The sequence below is a fragment of the Polynucleobacter sp. AP-Jannik-300A-C4 genome (assembly GCF_018688335.1).
Lineage (GTDB): Bacteria > Pseudomonadota > Gammaproteobacteria > Burkholderiales > Burkholderiaceae > Polynucleobacter.
This window is the reverse complement of sequence record NZ_CP061316.1, coordinates 917,625-935,175: the sequence shown is the minus strand read 5'-3', so window position 1 is coordinate 935,175 and position 17,551 is coordinate 917,625. Positions and strand designations below refer to the sequence as shown.

16 protein-coding genes, 1 tRNA gene and 1 riboswitch are annotated in these 17,551 nt (G+C 46.6%); of the genes, 13 read left to right on the top strand and 4 right to left on the bottom strand.

Features of this window, described 5'->3' with window-relative positions; translation table 11 throughout:
* Window positions 1–3: 3 nt before the first annotated feature.
* The gene (locus tag FD975_RS04915) at window positions 4–369 is read right to left on the bottom strand and encodes a cytochrome c (RefSeq protein ID WP_215303852.1); all 366 of its coding nucleotides are present in this window, start codon (window positions 367–369) and stop codon (window positions 4–6) included.
* Between the two features lie 164 nt (window positions 370–533).
* Between FD975_RS04915 and FD975_RS04910 the strand changes: the two genes are divergently transcribed.
* From FD975_RS04910 to FD975_RS04900, 3 genes are all read left to right on the top strand, one after another.
* Window positions 534–1,391: a MoxR family ATPase gene (locus FD975_RS04910; RefSeq protein WP_215303583.1), complete on the top strand. Its 858-nt coding sequence runs from the start codon at window positions 534–536 to the stop codon at window positions 1,389–1,391.
* Window positions 1,392–1,424: 33 nt separating this feature from the next.
* Window positions 1,425–2,600, top strand: a complete 1,176-nt coding sequence (locus tag FD975_RS04905) for a VWA domain-containing protein (protein ID WP_215303581.1) — start codon at window positions 1,425–1,427, stop codon at window positions 2,598–2,600.
* A gap of 70 nt (window positions 2,601–2,670) precedes the next feature.
* Complete coding sequence (locus FD975_RS04900) at window positions 2,671–3,129, top strand: RidA family protein (protein ID WP_215303579.1); 459 nt, start codon at window positions 2,671–2,673, stop codon at window positions 3,127–3,129.
* Here FD975_RS04900 and FD975_RS04895 read toward each other — a convergent pair.
* On the bottom strand, window positions 3,126–3,782 hold the full coding sequence (locus FD975_RS04895; RefSeq protein WP_215303577.1) for an NTP transferase domain-containing protein: 657 nt from the start codon (window positions 3,780–3,782) through the stop codon (window positions 3,126–3,128). The two genes, FD975_RS04900 and FD975_RS04895, sit on opposite strands and share 4 nt — an antisense overlap.
* A gap of 65 nt (window positions 3,783–3,847) precedes the next feature.
* Between FD975_RS04895 and FD975_RS04890 the strand changes: the two genes are divergently transcribed.
* Window positions 3,848–4,807: an XdhC family protein gene (locus FD975_RS04890; RefSeq protein WP_215303575.1), complete on the top strand. Its 960-nt coding sequence runs from the start codon at window positions 3,848–3,850 to the stop codon at window positions 4,805–4,807.
* A gap of 69 nt (window positions 4,808–4,876) precedes the next feature.
* Here the strand turns inward: FD975_RS04890 and parC are convergent, their stop codons facing one another.
* Together parC and FD975_RS04880 are read right to left on the bottom strand one after the other, a co-directional pair.
* Complete coding sequence (parC, locus tag FD975_RS04885; RefSeq protein ID WP_251371446.1) at window positions 4,877–7,249, bottom strand: DNA topoisomerase IV subunit A; 2,373 nt, start codon at window positions 7,247–7,249, stop codon at window positions 4,877–4,879.
* Window positions 7,250–7,323: 74 nt separating this feature from the next.
* Entirely contained in the window at window positions 7,324–9,312 is a 1,989-nt protein-coding gene (locus FD975_RS04880; protein WP_215303573.1) for a DNA topoisomerase IV subunit B, read from the bottom strand.
* Between the two features lie 78 nt (window positions 9,313–9,390).
* Between FD975_RS04880 and FD975_RS04875 the strand changes: the two genes are divergently transcribed.
* From FD975_RS04875 to FD975_RS04835, 9 genes are all read left to right on the top strand, one after another.
* Entirely contained in the window at window positions 9,391–10,611 is a 1,221-nt protein-coding gene (locus FD975_RS04875; RefSeq protein ID WP_215303571.1) for a CaiB/BaiF CoA-transferase family protein, read from the top strand.
* A gap of 5 nt (window positions 10,612–10,616) precedes the next feature.
* Window positions 10,617–11,849 (top strand): MFS transporter, encoded by a 1,233-nt coding sequence (locus tag FD975_RS04870; protein WP_215303569.1) that lies wholly within the window; start codon window positions 10,617–10,619, stop codon window positions 11,847–11,849.
* Between the two features lie 6 nt (window positions 11,850–11,855).
* Window positions 11,856–11,996 (top strand): hypothetical protein, encoded by a 141-nt coding sequence (locus FD975_RS04865; RefSeq protein WP_215303568.1) that lies wholly within the window; start codon window positions 11,856–11,858, stop codon window positions 11,994–11,996.
* 59 nt (window positions 11,997–12,055) lie between these two features.
* Window positions 12,056–12,130: transfer RNA gene (locus FD975_RS04860), tRNA-Arg, on the top strand.
* Window positions 12,131–12,343: 213 nt separating this feature from the next.
* Window positions 12,344–13,195: an NUDIX domain-containing protein gene (locus FD975_RS04855; protein ID WP_215303566.1), complete on the top strand. Its 852-nt coding sequence runs from the start codon at window positions 12,344–12,346 to the stop codon at window positions 13,193–13,195.
* Between the two features lie 85 nt (window positions 13,196–13,280).
* Window positions 13,281–13,388: riboswitch (TPP riboswitch) on the top strand.
* Window positions 13,389–13,428: 40 nt separating this feature from the next.
* Window positions 13,429–15,366 (top strand): phosphomethylpyrimidine synthase ThiC, encoded by a 1,938-nt coding sequence (thiC, locus tag FD975_RS04850; protein WP_251371426.1) that lies wholly within the window; start codon window positions 13,429–13,431, stop codon window positions 15,364–15,366.
* Entirely contained in the window at window positions 15,367–16,497 is a 1,131-nt protein-coding gene (locus FD975_RS04845; protein ID WP_256443843.1) for an FAD-dependent oxidoreductase, read from the top strand.
* Window positions 16,488–16,685 carry a sulfur carrier protein ThiS gene (gene thiS, locus FD975_RS04840; protein WP_215303564.1) on the top strand — a complete coding sequence of 66 codons (198 nt, stop codon included), beginning with the start codon at window positions 16,488–16,490 and terminating at the stop codon, window positions 16,683–16,685. Before FD975_RS04845 ends, thiS begins: the two co-directional genes overlap by 10 nt.
* 45 nt (window positions 16,686–16,730) lie before the next feature.
* Complete coding sequence (locus tag FD975_RS04835) at window positions 16,731–17,549, top strand: thiazole synthase (RefSeq protein WP_215303563.1); 819 nt, start codon at window positions 16,731–16,733, stop codon at window positions 17,547–17,549.
* Window positions 17,550–17,551 lie beyond the last annotated feature (2 nt).

Here is a 17,551-nt window from a genome sequence, read left to right as displayed (position 1 = left end):
ATATCACTTCAATGGGTTATTTGGTGAGCTGGCAGTTTGCGCAGCATAGTATTCGCCAAGGTCAGCCATGTCTTGATCAGACAAGCTGGCAGCAATAGAACGCATCGTTGGATGCTTTCTTTCGCCTTTTTTGTAGGCAGCTAAAGAGCTAGAAATGTAAGCAGCATTTTGGCCACCTAACATTGGAACTCTGTAAACCAAAGGATAGTCAGCACGGTAGTCTGGGATGGAGTGGCAACCAATGCAAAGCCAAACCTTGCCTTGTCCAGCTTGGGCAGAACCTTTGACATCTTGAGCCTGGGCAGAAAATCCAGCAAAAGCCAAAGCAGCGCAGAGGGTCAATTGGGAAAGAATGAGGTGTTTTTTCATAGAAATCATCATTAACGGGTTTGATTTAAATCAATTTGGGAAGAGTATAGCGGAGACAGAGCGCATTGCCTCGATTCAAGCCCTGAAATCAGTAAAAACACTGAAAATAAGCACCCTTTTACCTATACTTGAATGCTGTTTCAGACAAATTGATTGCTACAACCATGACAAAGACCAAATCCCGTTTTGATGGCTCCAAAAGCTATGTTGCTACCGATGACTTGAAATTGGCAGTAAATGCCGCCTTTCAACTTCAGCGCCCTCTGTTGATTAAGGGTGAGCCAGGGACGGGTAAAACCATGTTAGCCGAGGAAGTCGCTGCAGCCCTAAATATGCCACTCATGCAGTGGCATATTAAATCCACCACAAAGGCTCAACAAGGCTTATATGAATACGATGCTGTTAGCCGACTAAGGGACTCTCAGCTTGGCGATGAGAAAGTAAACGACATTCGTAACTACATTGTGAAAGGGGTTCTTTGGCAGGCGTTTGAAGCGGATGAACCTGTCGTTCTCCTGATTGACGAAATAGATAAAGCAGATATTGAGTTTCCCAATGACCTCCTGAGGGAGATTGATCGCATGGAATTCTATGTATATGAAACCCGTGAACTGATTAAGGCCAAGCACCGCCCTCTTGTCATCATCACTTCAAATAATGAAAAAGAATTACCCGATGCATTTTTGCGTCGCTGCTTTTTTCATTACATCTCATTTCCAGATGCTGCAACTATGCAAAGCATTGTTGATGTGCATCACCCCAATATCAAACAAGAATTGCTTGAAGCAGCCCTTAAATCTTTTTACCAGATCCGATCATTACCTGGTTTAAAGAAGAAACCCTCAACCTCAGAGCTTATTGACTGGTTAAAACTTCTACTGGCAGAGGATATTCCAGCAGATGCGCTCTATAGCAGTGAAGAGAAAATTACGATTCCACCGCTACATGGCGCACTGCTCAAAAATGAGCAAGATATCCATCTATTCGAGCGACTCGTGATGATGAACCGGAATCACCGCTAGTCTCACCCACTTTTATATGGCGATAGCTGAATCATGCTGATTCAATTTTTTCTCAAGCTCAAGGAGGCTAAGGTACCTGTTTCAGTTCGAGAATTTTTAACGCTTCTTGAGGCTTTAAGAGGCGGCGTCATTAATCCTTCGATTGATGAGTTTTACCAACTAGCGCGCATAACATTGGTAAAGGATGAGCAGCACTTTGATCGCTTTGATCAAGTCTTCGGCTCTTACTTTAATGGTGTAGAGCAAATCATTGCATTAGCTCCGGATATTCCGCTGGACTGGCTTGAGAAAAAATTACAACGCGTATTGAGCGAGGAAGAAAAAGCAGCACTCAAAAAGTTAGGTGGTCCTGAAGCACTACAAAAGCGCCTTCAGGAACTGCTGAAGGAGCAGAAAGAGTGGCATGGTGGCGGTAATAAATGGATTGGTGCAGGAGGTTCATCGCCTTTTGGTCACAGTGGCTATCACCCAGAGGGCATTCGTATTGGCGGCGAAAGTGCTGGCAATCGAACTGCTATTAAAGTCTGGGAAGCGCGAGAATTTAAGGATTACGACAGCGACCTCAGTCTAGGTACGCGCAATATCAAAATGGCACTGCGCCGCTTACGTCGTTTTGCTAGAGAAGGCTCTAGCCTTGAGTTAGATCTAGATAAAACCATTCATTCCACAGCTGCAAATGCAGGCATGCTCGATATTCAAATGCGGCCCGAACGCCATAACCAAGTCAAAGTATTGTTGCTAATGGATGTTGGCGGATCTATGGATGATCATATTCAACGTATCTCTGAATTGTTCACCGCTGTCAAAACTGAATTTAAGCACTTGGAGTATTACTACTTCCATAATTGCGTCTATGAGCATCTCTGGCAGAGCAATCGCCGCAGACGTGATCAGGTCACTGCTACACAAGACATCATTAATAAATATGGCCCTGACTACAAGCTCATTTTTATTGGGGATGCCACCATGTCCCCTTATGAGATTCTGAGCCCAAATGGTGCAGTGGAATACAACAACCGAGAAACGGGTGCATCGTGGATTAATCGCCTCATTGATCACTTTCCCCACTTTGCATGGCTTAATCCTGAGCCTGAATCAGTTTGGCAGTATCGACAATCAATCGACATCATGAAGGGCTTAATGAAGGACCGCATGTATCCCGTTACATTAAATGGTCTTGAAAATGCCATGCGTCAACTTTCCAAGTAATCTAGTAGTATTTACTCATACCAAACCGCCCATCAATTTCTTTTTTCATTTTTTATTTTTTTGACACCCTATGACAAATCACATTAGCGATCGCCTGAAAACCCTGGGCATCGATTTACCACCACCTGGACCCCCTGCTGCTGCCTATGTCATGGCTGCAACGACTGGCAACATCGTTTTCCTATCCGGACATATTGCCAAGAAAGATGGCAAACCCTGGGTTGGTAAGCTGGGTTTAGACATGGATACGGAGACTGGTAAAGCAGCAGCTAAGTCAATTGCGATTGATTTAATTTCGACATTACAAAATCACTTGGGCTCTCTTGATAAAGTGAAGCGCATTGTGAAAGTCATGGGTCTTGTGAATTCCACCTCTGAATTTACTGAGCAACACTTGGTTGTGAATGGTTGCTCGGAATTACTCTTTGAGGTGTTTGGTGATGCAGGTAAACATGCTCGTAGCGCATTTGGTGTCGCGCAAATCCCTCTAGGCGCTTGCGTTGAAATTGAGTTGATTGCTGAGATTTAAAAACTCAATAGACTCAAATTGTGCCGATGGATGTCTTCCGGCGTGTCGACATCCATTATGAATGCTTCATTACTTGTGGCCATCAGTCTGACGAGGTCAGGATGGATATCCATATATTTTCGGCAAACCATGTCTGGACTTGCTAACACATCCATTACTGCTTTACGTGAAAATAGAACGGGGTTGCCACGCCTCCCTTTTACTACCGGGAGAATGATTTCTTGACCACTCTCACGCTTGTCATACTCATCCAATAACTCTTGAACTTCCTTTGCCCCCACTTCTGGCTGATCGGATAGTGCAATTAACAAAACGTCAAAGTTTCCATGGAGAGACTCAAGTCCTAGGCGAACAGATGAGGGTTGACCTCTTTCAGGGATAGGATTTTGAATAGCCTTAATGGGGCAAGCTAGCAAGGCATTCAACTTAGTAAGCTCCGAATGGATCGCCTCCGCATGAAAGCCTGTCACCACTAGATACTCAATTGGACTAAATTCTTGGATTGCACTCGAAAAGCGCTGCAAAAGAGTCTGACCATCTTTACAAAGCAAGGCTTTAGGGTACGCTCCCAGCCGACTACCCTCACCTGCTGCCAATAACAGCACAGCCAAGCGTAATGGCGAGGTTTGAGTGGATGGGCTAGAACTTGTCATTAAGGTGATAATAATTAGATTGCTAGTAAAAAATAATAAATACAAAAAAATATTAAAGATAAGAGATGAATAGCACCGATTTAAGCGTATTAAAAGCTGCCGTTGATTGGCTCAAATCCGGCCATCCTGTCGCCATCGCTACAGTTGTTCAAACATGGGGCTCTGCTCCAAGGCCCATAGGCTCTTGGTTGGCTATTCGTGGCGATGGACAAGTTACTGGATCGGTTTCTGGCGGGTGTGTAGAAGATGACTTGATTCGACGTGTCCAAACTGAAATCCTCACAAAGGATTTGCCTGAAATGGTGATCTACGGGGTTAGCCAACAAGAAGCTGCCCGCTTTGGCCTACCTTGCGGTGGAACGCTACGCTTATTGGTAGAACCAAAACCGGAATTAGCGATTCTGGAATCCATTTTGACATCCATCTCTAATCACCAAATCACTTCGCGCACGGTTGATCTCTCAACAGGAAAATCGACGCTAAATGCTGGTGATCGTAATGAGGCTTTCATCTGTGATGAGCGACTGATGAAAACTACTTATGGTCCACGCTGGCGCATGGTCATCATTGGCGCAGGCCAACTCTCGATTTATACCGCTGATTTTGCGCTCGCCTCTGACTTTGAAGTCATTGTGATTGATCCACGTGAGGAGTATGCAGAAGGAATTAATCGCGAGCACATTCAATTTATCAAGGGCATGCCGGATGACGTCCTCCTAGAAATCGGGGTTGACTCTCATACAGCTGTAGTTGCGTTAACGCACGATCCGAAGCTGGATGACATGGCCTTAATGGAGGCATTAAAGTCTCCCGCTTTTTATGTTGGTGCGCTGGGTAGCAGAATCAATACTCAGAAACGTAAAGCCCGCTTGCTCGAGTTTGATGTGACACAGGAACAGGTTGAACGCCTCCATGGTCCTGTTGGCCTATTTATTGGCGCCTTAACCCCACCAGAAATCGCTGTATCTATTTTGGCTGAAGTGATTTCAGTTAAGTACGGCCTACCAATCCCCAAGAAAGTCTGAGTTGATAATAAAAAATTCGATCAGATAATGACCGGATTTTTTAAGTTCTGAGAAGCTGAGCGAAGAATCTTAGTTCGCTTTTAGCTTTCCATCCTTGAGTCTTGGCTCTACAAAGTGTCCCTTACGAGCGCGATTACCTGCAAAAGACTTCAGAGTTTTTGCGTCGAGACTCAACTCTGTTGGCTTGCCTGCACGACCAGCACCAGAATAAGTCGCCCCATCAGCACCCACCGCAATTGCAGAAGCCAGTTTCTCCTTATCGTCCAAGCCCATCAAAATCACACCTTTACCACCAGTAGGTAAACGCTTGAGTTCATCGAGCGGGAAAACTAGCAACTTAGAGCTTTCAGATAAGCAGGCAACTTGCTTCATGCCAGCAGTCACCTTAGCAGCTCCGAGCGGTGCATCACCGCCTGGGAATTTGCTATCGATGCCAACGAATGACTTACCAGCCTTATTACGGGTAGTCATGTCTGCAACGTTTGCTAGGAAGCCATTACCAGATCGAGTTGAGATCAGTACAAGATCATCAGATTGACCGGCATAGTAGGCCACCATCTGCGATCCAGCTGCCAAGTTCACAAAGCTTGTTAATGGCGAACCATCTCCACGAGCGCCTGGCAATTCACTGACGGGAACTGTATAGACACGGCCATCACTACCAAAGCCTTGCATCACATCAACTGTGCGGCACTCAAACGTGCCGTAGAGAGCATCACCCGCTTTGAAGCCAAACTGCGTTGCATCATGCTCGTGACCCTGGCGTACACGTACCCAACCCTTTTGAGACACGATCACAGTTACTGGTTCATCCAATACCTTAGTCTCGGCAACAGCGCGCTTATCTTCCTGAATCAAGGTACGGCGATCATCGCCAAAATCCTTCATGTCAGACTCGATTTCTTTGATAATGCGCTTGCGTAATACGGTATCGCTCTGCAATAAACCTTCAAGATCATCACGCTCAGACTTGAGCTCTTTTAACTCTTGCTCAATCTTGATGCCTTCCAGTCGAGCCAACTGACGCAAACGGATATCCAAAATATCTTCGGCTTGACGATCGCTCAGCTTAAATTCTTTAATGAGGTCAGCCTTAGGCTCGTCGCTATTACGAATGATCTTAATGACCTTGTCAATATTGAGAAGAACAATGAGGCGTCCTTCCAAAATATGCATCCGATCGTTGACTTTACCCAAGCGATGCTGAGTACGTCGTGTAACAGTTCCAACTCTGAAAGAAATCCACTCAGCAATAATCTCTTTGAGACCTTTTTGACGTGGGCGACCATCGGTACCAATCATCACCAAGTTCATTGGCGCATTGGATTCCAAGGATGTATGCGCCAGTAATAAGTTGACGAACTCATTAACGTCAATATTTTTACTCTTAGGCTCAAATACCAAACGCACAGCGGCATCTTTGCTCGACTCGTCACGTACACCATCGAGAACATTCAAAATGGTGGATTTGAGATTGTTTTGCTCAGGAGTTAATGTCTTTTTACCAACCTTCACTTTTGGATTGGTAATTTCTTCAATCTCTTGTAATACACGTTGAGATGATGTGGATGGCGGTAACTCATTCACCACAACTTGCCATTGGCCACGAGCTAGCTCTTCAATAGACCAGCGAGCACGAACTTTGAGGCTACCACGACCTGCTTCATAAATCTGTGCAATTTCAGCCGAGGAAGAAATGATTTGACCACCACCTGGATAGTCTGGGCCAGGCATGATCTCCAATAGTTCTGAAGTACTCATCTTCGGAGACTTCATTAAAGCAATCGCCGCGCTAGCGACTTCACGTAAGTTATGTGAAGGGATTTCTGTTGCCATACCTACCGCAATACCGGATGCTCCGTTCAATAGAACAAAGGGTAAGCGTGCTGGTAATAACTTAGGCTCCTGAAAAGATCCGTCGTAGTTCGGTGCAAAGTCCACCGTGCCTTCATCAATCTCACTGAGTAAGAGTCCAGCAATCTTGGTTAAACGCGCTTCGGTGTAACGCATTGCTGCCGCACCATCGCCATCACGTGAACCAAAGTTACCCTGACCATCGATCAGCGGATATCGCAGTGAAAAGCTTTGGGCAAGACGCACTAATGCGTCGTAGGCAGATTGGTCGCCATGGGGATGAAACTTACCGAGAACATCACCAACCACGCGAGCACTCTTCACAGGTTTAGCGTCAGCGCGTAAACCCATCTCACTCATTGAGAACAGAATACGGCGCTGTACTGGCTTTTGACCATCCGATACATCGGGTAAGGCGCGGCCCTTAACAACGCTGATTGCGTAATCTAAGTAAGCCCGCTCAGCATAGACTGCCAAGGTGAGGCTGTCTTTGTCATCTTCATTGAGCTCAATCTTTTTTGGATCATGAGGATCTTTCGGGCCGCCTGCTTCAGCAGTAATTGGCTCGTCAACTTCAACAACATTCATTTCAATAGGTTCACCTGCAAACAAGTCCGCTTGCTCTACTGGTTTGTTACCGCCTGGAGTTTTTTTAATCGCCATTAGATATCCGCCTCCACTTCGTTACCGCGCTCTTCTAACCAATCACGACGCGCCCCGGATTCGGATTTACCCATCAACATATCCATTGTTTTAATTGTTTCATCTTCCGTCCAGGTGCCCAAGGTCACCGGCAAGAGGCGACGGGTATCTGGATTTAAAGTCGTATCCCACAATTGCTCAGCACTCATCTCACCCAAACCTTTGAAGCGAGAAATCTGCCAAGCAGATTCTTTTACGCCATCTTTGCGCAACTTATCTTCAATAGCTTGGAGTTCATTTGCATCTAGCGCATAGATTTTTTGTGCAGGCTTTTTGCCACGTGCTGGTGCATCCACCCTAAACAATGGTGGCCTAGAAATATGCACATGACCTAATTCGATTAGTTTCGGGAAATGCTTGTAGAACAAAGTTAATAGCAATACCTGAATATGGGCTCCATCGACGTCCGCATCCGACAAGATGCAGACTTTGCCATAACGCAAATTCGACAAATCAGGACTGTCGTTAGCGCCATGGGGATCTACGCCAATCGCAACAGCGATGTCGTGCACTTCATTGTTTGCAAATAAGCGATCACGCTCCGCTTCCCAAGTATTAAGAACCTTACCGCGCAGAGGCAAAATCGCTTGATACTCTTTATTACGACCCATCTTGGCTGAGCCGCCAGCTGAATCACCCTCAACAAGGAAGATTTCATTAAGGCCAATGTCTTGACTCTCACAGTCGGTCAGTTTTCCAGGTAGAACTGCTACACCAGAGGATTTTTTCTTCTCGACTTTTTGACCGGCGCGGGTTCGTGCCTGCGCCTGCTTGATTACTAAGTCTGCTAATTTACGACCGTAATCCACATGCTCATTCAGCCAAAGCTCAAGTGCCGATTTGGCGTAACCAGAAACTAAGCGTACCGCATCTCTGGAGTTCAAACGCTCTTTGATTTGACCCTGGAATTGTGGGTCCAATACTTTGGCAGACAAAATAAATGAGGCGCGGGCAAACACGTCCTCAGGCATGAGCTTCACACCCTTAGGCTGCAAAGCATGCATCTCAATAAAACCTTTGACGGCATTAAAGAGACCTTCACGCAATCCGCTCTCATGGGTTCCGCCTGCTGGAGTCGGAATTAAGTTCACGTAACTCTCACGCACCGGTGGTCCATCTTCAGTCCAGGTCACAACCCAGGCTGCACCCTCGCCTTCAGCAAAGGAATCATCATCACCATTGCCGGTGGCGTATTGCTCCCCCTCAAATGGTGGAATAACTTCTGGGCCATGGCCAGCTTGAGCTATTGCTTCATTTAAATAACCGCGTAAGCCTTGGGCATATTGCCAAGTTTGACTCTCGCCAGACTTCTCTTGAATGAGGGTGACTTTGACGCCTGGCAGCAATACCGCTTTAGAACGCAAGAGCCGAATGAGTTCTGGCATCGGGATGGCCGCACTATCAAAGTACTTGCCATCTGGCCATGCACGCACACGGGTGCCGTGAGATTTATCTTCTTTACCAGCAGCGCTAGTTTTGAGCTTTTCGATGACCTTGCCATCAGCAAAGGTCAAAGTAGAAATTTGGCCTTCACGCCAGACAGTGACCTCTAGGCGCTTCGATAAGGCGTTTGTTACAGAAACACCGACACCATGCAAACCACCAGAGAAAGCATAGGCGCCACCAGTACCTTTTTCAAACTTACCGCCAGCATGAAGTTGGGTAAAGACAATTTCTACAACGGGTAATTTCTCAGTTGGATGCATACCAACGGGGATTCCACGACCGTCGTCTTCCACGCTCACACTGCTATCGGTATGCAAAGTCACGATGATTTGCTTACCAAATCCGCCTAAAGCCTCATCAGAAGCGTTATCAAGTACCTCTTGGATGATGTGCAAGGGATTATCGGTGCGGGTGTACATTCCCGGCCGCTGACGGACGGGTTCAAGACCTTTTAGAACCTGAATGGATGATTCGCTGTATTCGGAAGTTTTACGTGTAGCCATGCGCGGAAATTGTAGTCATGTCTGAAACAAAACCCGAATTTTCATCAATTACCCCTATATTCATGCCAAAATTGATGGATGGGAGCCTTAAGTCATATTCGTGTTTTAGACCTCAGCCGTGTTCTTGCCGGCCCGTGGTGCGCACAAAACCTCGCCGATCTCGGTGCAGATGTCATTAAAGTGGAGCGCCCAGGCGTTGGAGATGACACCCGGCACTGGGGTCCTCCATTTGTGAAGGATGCCCAGGGCAATGACACCTCAGAAACAGCCTATTTCATCTGTATTAATCGCAATAAACGCTCTATTACGGTAGATATTAGTAAGCCTGAGGGTCAAGAAATCATTCGCCAACTGGCCAAAGAGTCAGATGTCGTCATTGAAAACTACAAAGTGGGTGATCTAGCCAAATACGGTCTGGACTATGAAAGCCTCAAAAAGATCAAATCTGACCTGATTTACTGTTCTATTACTGGTTTTGGTCAAGATGGTCCTTATGCGCATCGCCCTGGTTACGACTTCATCATCCAAGGAATGGGTGGTTTTATGAGTGTTACCGGGGAAGCAGATGACTTTCCGGGGGCTAGCCCACAAAAAGCGGGGGTCGCCATTGCCGATATCTTTACCGGTATGTATGCCAGCACCGCTATTTTGGCTGCGGTCGTCCATCGAGATAAAACGGGACAGGGTCAATATATTGATATGGCTCTCCTTGATACCCAGATTGCAGTAATGGCCAATGTCTCCAGCGCCTATTTATGCTCAGATAAAGTACCTCGTCGCTGGGGCAATGCCTCGCCCATCATTGTTCCTTATCAAACCTTTCCGACCTCAGATGGTTGGATGATTGTGGCAGTTGGCAACGATGGGCAGTTCAAGCACTTTGTCACAGCTGGTGGCGAGGCCCATTTGGCTGAAAACCCCCTCTATATTAATAATCCAATCCGCGTTGAGAATCGTAAGTCATTGATTCCATTGCTAGAAGTGATGACTCGCCGTAAAACAAAGGCTGAATGGATTAGCCTCTTAGAGGCGGCAAACGTACCCTGTGGGCCAATCAACAACTTTGAAGAAGTGTTTGATAACGAGCAAGTAAAGGCCCGTGGCGTCCAAATCCATGTTCCGCACCCTACGGCAGGCACTATGAAGCTCGTTGGTAGCCCAATGCGTCTATCAGAGACCCCGGTAGAGGTTCGTATGGCTCCACCCACCTTGGGTCAGCATACCGATGAAATACTTCGGGAGCGCCTTAGTCTTGATTCTCAGGCTATTGCCACGCTGAAAGAAAAAGGGATTACTTAAACCCAATGTCACTGAGCACGACAAGCCAAAAACTATCTCTGACGCAGGTACTGATTTTTGGCGGCCTGATGGTAACTTTTTCCATGGGGATACGCCATGGATTTGGTCTCTTTAATTTACCAATCACAATGGAAAACGGTTGGGGCCGTGAAACTTTCGCGCTAACTATCGCATTACAGAATTTGATTTGGGGTGCAGTTCAACCTATTACAGGCGCATTAGCAGATCGCTATGGTGCATTCAAAATCATGGTCGCTGGTGGTGCACTTTATGCACTCGGTTTAGCTGGCATGGCCATCTCCACAGATGCCTTGAATTTTTCACTAGCTGGTGGATTACTCATTGGTCTTGCGCAAACTGCAACAACATACAGTGTGATCTATGGAATCTTAGGTCGCAACGTTGCTGCAGAAAAAAGAGTGTGGGCAATGGGCATTGCTGCAGCTGCAGGATCATTTGGACAGTTCCTCATGATTCCGGTTGAGCAAGGATTACTCAGTAGCTTTGGTGCTAATGATGCGCTGCTGATGTTGGCACTCATGGCCAGCCTCATGATTCCGATTGCATTTATGTTGCGTGAACCCAAGGCAATCAATCAACATCAAGGCAACGATCAAACTATCAAGCAAGCTTTAAAAGAAGCAATCCGCAACCCGAGTTTCAAGTTACTTACCTTGGGATATTTTGTGTGTGGATTTCAGGTGGTATTTATAGCTGTTCACTTAGCACCTTATCTTAAAGATTTATCCAAAATCTACCCCGATGTGGGCGCACCTGCAGTTGCAACAACTGCACTTGCCTTAATTGGACTCTTCAATATCTTTGGGACCTACAGTGCCGGAATTCTGGGACAACGATTTCCGAAGCGCTACCTGCTTTCAGGTATCTATATCAGTAGATCGATTGCCATTGCAGCCTTTATTTGGCTACCTCTCAGCCCAGTCTCTACCTACATCTTCGCTGCAATCATGGGCTTTCTCTGGCTCTCCACAATCCCCCTGACGAATGCCATTGTGGCGCAAATCTTTGGCGTCAAATACCTCACCATGCTTTCAGGCTTGGTATTCTTTTCTCATCAACTAGGCAGCTTTTGCGGCGCTTACTTTGGTGGATACTTATTTGATCGCACCGGCTCCTATCTGATTGTTTGGAATATCGCTATCGCATTAGGAATGTTTGCATTCTTAGTTAATCTTCCCGTAAAAGAGCGAGCACTTGAACGCACTGTAATGGCCTAAGACTTCATGCAAAAAAAATATCCCATCCCAAAATTATTTTTATATCTATTTGCAAGCATTGCTTTGGGAATTATTTTTTCTGCCTACTTTGCTCCAGACACAATGGTTGCAATCACCAACTCAGTGTGGGCAATGTGTGGTTGGTAATCAGTGGATAATGTTTTACGCTTAACATCTTTTTTCAAAAATAGTTTTTTATTTTTACTCTCGCCGTAGCACAATGGATAGTGCACATGCCTCCTAAGCGTGGGATACAGGTTCGATTCCTGTCGGCGGGACCACTTAAAAAAATATAAAACTTATCCACAGGTTTTGTGGATAAATACCTAAAAGTTTTCGTAAGTCATAGATTTGTATAGAGTGATCTAGCTTGCCTAAATTATGAGCATTTGTTTCTGACAAAAAAATAAATCGAGATCTGTTGACAATTCGAATTCATTTATAGATTTTTAGACTACTTTTTCAGTATTTTTAATTTCTCTTACACTGAGAACATGCACAGGCTCACTAATACACTCAGCACCAGCACCGTCGCCGCTTTAGAGGAGATGCTCCAAAATGCTGCAAGATCTGCCCCACCAGATTTCTTGCCCATCCATTTTTCTGGGGAAAGCTCAGCTGGACAGATTATTGGGCACCTTAACCCTGAATTCACTGCCTATTTACAAGAATCCTTGGCTAAAAACCCAATCCCTCATATCGGGATTGGTCATGATCGACTCAGCATTCAGCATGCAAGGCCTTTAGTACTCTCACAGAGTCTGGCGAAATTGGCCGATCGGATGCACCAAGGTGGGTTTATTCCGGGCTGGAGGCATGAAGATTTTGCTTGGATTGGCCAAAATGGACACGAATACTTCCGTCTAGAGCGTGCAGCCTTCCGTACTTTTGGCTTTCAGAGCATGGCAACCCACATTAATGGCTATACCAAGGCTGGCAATCTCTGGCTTGGCCGTCGCAGCGAAACTAAACAGACTGACCCAGGTCGCCTAGATAACCTGGCAGCAGGCGGCATCGGCGCAGATGAAACTCCTTGGGTTAATGCCCGTCGAGAATTATGGGAGGAAGCCGGTGTTCCACCGCAGATTGCTGATCAAATAGAGCCGGTTGGCCGCATTCATATGCGCCGCCCCATTCCAGGGCGAGGATTTCATGACGAGCAGCTCTACATTTATGACTTAGAGCTTGCGGATAACTTTATACCCACCAATCATGATGGCGAGGTCAGTGGTTTTATTGAAATCTCGCTTTCAGAGGCTGCAGCCCGTATTCTGGCCGATGAATTCACTAGCGATGCCGCATTTGTCACGGCAGATTTCATTTTGCGCAATATAAAAGCGGCTTAGATTTTCCAGCTCTAGACTTGCCTTCTGTTCTCTACTTGATTTCGGTCACACAACTTGGCGTGATTTCGTGGTTAAATTAGTCCTAAGGATGAAACAGGGGTGCCCTTCTAGTGATTTTTGCTACGAGGCGCTGAGAAAGACCCTTTAACCCGATCCAGGTAATGCTGGCGTGGGGAGTTTTCCATCAGACCGTCACCCGGTTTCGTCCATCTAATTACAGTCAGGAGATGGACATGAGCGATACCAATACAAAATCTAAACAAGAGATTCCCAGCCTTAAGAGCTTGGAGCGTGACTTTGGCCAAAAATTTGCCTATCCCGCCTCCACAAAAACCTATTTAGAGGGTTCACGCCCAGACATCAAAGCACCGATTCGCATGATTGAGCAGTTATCAACACGCGTAGGTGAAGAAATAGTCCCTAACCCACCCGTTCCGGTTTACGACACATCAGGGCCTTATAGCGACCCCGATATTGTGATTAACCTTGAAAAAGGCTTGCCTTTATTGCGCAAGAACTGGATTGAAGAACGTGGTGACACAGTGCAATTAGCAGGGCCAAGTTCTGAGTACGGCGTTGCGCGCTCACAAGATGCAGCGACACAGAATTTACGTTTTGCTCACATTAATCCTCCGCGTGTTGCTAAAGCAGGTCAGAACGTGAGTCAAATGTATTACGCCCGCAAAGGCATCGTGACCCCTGAAATGGAATACGTTGCTTTACGTGAGTCTATGGGTCTGGAGCAACTGCGCAAGAACCCTGAATACAAACAACTTCTCAAGCAACATCCAGGCAAGAGCTATGGTGCCAATTTGCCTGACATTGTTACTGGTGAGTTTGTGCGCTCCGAGATCGCTGCTGGTCGCGCAATCATCCCAGCCAATATCAATCACCCAGAACTAGAGCCCATGATTATTGGTCGCAACTTCCGCGTGAAGATTAACGGCAACTTAGGTAACTCTGCCGTGACCTCCTCGATTAATGAGGAAGTAGAAAAAATGGTGTGGTCGATTCGTTGGGGTGCAGACACCATCATGGATCTTTCTACTGGCAAACATATTCATGAAACCCGTGAGTGGATTATTCGTAACTCACCAGTTCCGATTGGTACCGTTCCTATTTATCAAGCTCTTGATAAGACCGGCGGCATTGCAGAAGACCTCACCTGGGAAATGTTCCGCGATACCTTAGTTGAGCAAGCTGAGCAAGGTGTGGACTACTTCACTATTCATGCTGGGGTATTGCTGCGTTATGTTCCATTAACTGCTGACCGTATTACTGGCATCGTCTCTCGTGGCGGCTCCATCATGGCCAAGTGGTGCTTAGCTCACCATAAAGAAAACTTCCTCTATACGAAGTTTGATGAGATTTGCGAAATCATGAAAGCCTATGACGTGTCATTTAGCTTAGGCGATGGTTTGCGTCCCGGTTGCATCGCTGACTCCAATGATGCTGCGCAGTTTGGCGAACTCCATACTCTTGGCGAGTTGACTGCCAAAGCCTGGAAGCATGATGTGCAAGTCATGATTGAAGGCCCTGGTCACGTTCCAATGCAGCGCATTGAAGAAAATATGACCGAGGAATTAAAGCACTGCTTAGAAGCGCCCTTCTATACCCTGGGACCATTGATTACCGACATCGCTCCTGGCTACGATCACATCACCAGCGGTATTGGTGCTGCGCAAATTGGTTGGTACGGTACAGCAATGCTTTGCTATGTCACACCAAAAGAACATTTAGGTTTGCCAGATAAAGAGGATGTTCGTACCGGCATCATCACTTATAAGATTGCTGCTCATGGTGCTGACTTGGCTAAAGGCTTGCCTGGTGCTCAAGTACGCGATAACGCTTTATCTAAAGCGCGCTTTGAGTTCCGTTGGGAGGATCAATTTAATCTCGGCTTAGATCCTGAGCGTGCCCGTGAATACCACGACGCCACCTTGCCTGCTGAAGGCGCCAAGATTGCGCACTTCTGCTCCATGTGTGGACCGAAGTTCTGCTCAATGAAGATCACTCAAGAAGTGCGTGATTACGCAGCAACTTTGGATGCAGATGGCAATCCGAAAGCGAAAGTCATTCCGATCACCGCGGAAGCCTCTACCGATCCTCAAAAAGGTATGGAAGAGATGTCAGCTGAGTTCCGTAAGCGCGGTAGCGAGATTTATCAGTAAGTGAAGAGCACGTTCTCAAACGGCAAATATGCCATCGTTGGCGCCGGCCTCATGGGTCGGTTGCTAGCGGTCGCACTTGCTAAGCGCGGTGCTCGTGTAGACCTGTTTGAGAAAGGTGGTTCAGATGCTGCTAATTCGGCTGCACGTATTGCTGCTGCGATGTTGGCTCCACTCGCAGAATCCGCCATCACGGAAGATGAGGTTGTGCGCATGGGTATACATAGCCTGCCTCGTTGGAAGCAACTTATCGATGAGTTAGCAAAGCCCGTGTTCTTTCAGCAAGATGGCACTTTGATTTTGTGGCATCGTCAAGATGCTAGTGATGCAGAACGCTTTACTTCCCATTTACAGCGCAATTGCGCTCAAAACCAGGCGCTTGCTAAGCCAATTCAATTAGATAGCCAATCTCTTGCAGAAATAGAGCCCGGTGTGGCTGAGCGTTTTACTCAAGGCCTCTATCTTCCCAATGAAGGTCAACTCGATAACCGCCAGTTATTGGAGGCTTTATTAGTCGAACTCACCTTAATGAAGGTGCCATGTCACTGGAATCAATCTACTGACCCAGAGCAACTGCGCAATCCAGGGAATGGTTTTGATTGGGTTATAGATTGTCGCGGTCTTGGTGCCAAAGATGCCGCTAAGAATTTACGTGGCGTTCGTGGCGAAGTTATTCGTTTGCATGCGCCTGAAGTCAAACTGCGTCGCCCTACTCGCCTCATCCATCCGCGTTACCCCATTTACATTGCGCCTAAAGAAGATGACGTCTATGTTGTTGGCGCAACAGAAATTGAGTCTGAGGATTTATCTCCTATGAGTGTTCGATCCGCTATGGAATTACTCAGTGCGGTCTATACCGTTGACAGTGGGTTTGCTGAAGCCCGTATTTTAGAGATGGCAACACAGTGTCGCCCTACGCTGAAAGATAATTTGCCGGAGATATCCGTTAATCACAAACCAAATCAAGCCAATCTCATGATGATCAATGGTCTCTATCGTCATGGCTTCATGATCTCGCCGGCTATTTTAGATTGCGCATTAGAGGTGCTGGGCTCAGGATCGAGTCCTACCGCTATGAAACTGGGCTTAGGTCTAACGGGTTCGATCCATCTGGAGCTGAGCGCATGCGCATAATGGTGAATCAAGTTGCTAAAGAGGTTCCGGATAACAGCACGATTGATGATGTGCTGGTCATGATTGATGCACAACCGCCATTTGCTGTTGCGATCAATTATGAATTTGTTCCTAAGGCTAAACATGCCGAAGAAGTATTGCGCGAAGGCGATGAAATGGAAGTGATTTCTCCTGTGACTGGTGGCTAAGTCCGAGATGAATATAGAAAAACAGATAAAAAGTACTTGATTAAGATGACAGCCCCTTTACCGAACCCTTTAAATACTGCAGACCCATTAGTGCTGTATGGGGAGACTTTTGCTAGCCGTTTATTACTCGGGACATCACGTTATCCGTCTCCACAAGTTTTAGAGAATGCCGTGAAGCAATCTAATCCCGGAATGATTACGGTGAGTCTTCGCAGGCAAGGCACCTCAACAACTGAAGCACATTCTGGATTCTGGGAACTCTTAAAAAAAATGGCTGTGCCGGTTTTACCCAATACTGCAGGTTGCCATAGTCCTAAAGAAGTGATTGCTACCGCGCAAATGGCGCGCGAAGTATTTGAAACCAACTGGATTAAGTTGGAACTCATCGGTGATGACTACACACTGCAACCCGATACTTTGCGTTTAGTCTCTACTGCAGAAACCTTAATTAAGGATGGCTTTAAGGTACTACCTTACTGCACTGAAGATCTCATTTTGTGCCAGCGCTTAGTCGATGTCGGATGCCAGGCAGTGATGCCTTGGGCTGCACCGATTGGCACGGGTCAAGGCCCATTAAATCCTTATGCGTTAAAACTTCTACGTGACCGTTTGAAAGTGCCACTTCTGGTGGATGCTGGTTTAGGCTTACCTTCCCACGCATGTAGCGTAATGGAATGGGGTTTTGATGGGGTTTTACTCAATACCGCCGTTGCGCTAGCCGATGATCCAGTGGCTATGGCTAAAGCGTTTGCAATGTCAGTTGATGCCGGTCGCACTGCCTACCTCTCTGGCGCTATGAAAGCCCAGCAGTCAGCTCAAGCGAGCACGCCTTTGGTTGGCACACCTTTCTGGCATCAAAGTTAAAA

Excerpts from the sequence above, each read along its gene's own strand:
- FD975_RS04895 (WP_215303577.1), bottom strand. The coding sequence starts at position 3,782 with ATGACAAGTTCTAGCCCATCCACTCAAACCTCGCCATTACGCTTGGCT.
- FD975_RS04900 (WP_215303579.1), top strand. The coding sequence starts at position 2,671 with ATGACAAATCACATTAGCGATCGCCTGAAAACCCTGGGCATCGATTTA.
- thiS (WP_215303564.1), top strand. The coding sequence starts at position 16,488 with ATGCGCATAATGGTGAATCAAGTTGCTAAAGAGGTTCCGGATAACAGC.
- FD975_RS04875 (WP_215303571.1), top strand. The coding sequence starts at position 9,391 with ATGGGAGCCTTAAGTCATATTCGTGTTTTAGACCTCAGCCGTGTTCTT.
- FD975_RS04855 (WP_215303566.1), top strand. The coding sequence starts at position 12,344 with ATGCACAGGCTCACTAATACACTCAGCACCAGCACCGTCGCCGCTTTA.
- FD975_RS04915 (WP_215303852.1), bottom strand. The coding sequence starts at position 369 with ATGAAAAAACACCTCATTCTTTCCCAATTGACCCTCTGCGCTGCTTTG.
- FD975_RS04905 (WP_215303581.1), top strand. The coding sequence starts at position 1,425 with ATGCTGATTCAATTTTTTCTCAAGCTCAAGGAGGCTAAGGTACCTGTT.
- FD975_RS04870 (WP_215303569.1), top strand. The coding sequence starts at position 10,617 with ATGTCACTGAGCACGACAAGCCAAAAACTATCTCTGACGCAGGTACTG.
- parC (WP_251371446.1), bottom strand. The coding sequence starts at position 7,249 with ATGAATGTTGTTGAAGTTGACGAGCCAATTACTGCTGAAGCAGGCGGC.
- FD975_RS04880 (WP_215303573.1), bottom strand. The coding sequence starts at position 9,312 with ATGGCTACACGTAAAACTTCCGAATACAGCGAATCATCCATTCAGGTT.
- FD975_RS04910 (WP_215303583.1), top strand. The coding sequence starts at position 534 with ATGACAAAGACCAAATCCCGTTTTGATGGCTCCAAAAGCTATGTTGCT.
- FD975_RS04865 (WP_215303568.1), top strand. The coding sequence starts at position 11,856 with ATGCAAAAAAAATATCCCATCCCAAAATTATTTTTATATCTATTTGCA.
- FD975_RS04890 (WP_215303575.1), top strand. The coding sequence starts at position 3,848 with ATGAATAGCACCGATTTAAGCGTATTAAAAGCTGCCGTTGATTGGCTC.
- thiC (WP_251371426.1), top strand. The coding sequence starts at position 13,429 with ATGAGCGATACCAATACAAAATCTAAACAAGAGATTCCCAGCCTTAAG.
- FD975_RS04835 (WP_215303563.1), top strand. The coding sequence starts at position 16,731 with ATGACAGCCCCTTTACCGAACCCTTTAAATACTGCAGACCCATTAGTG.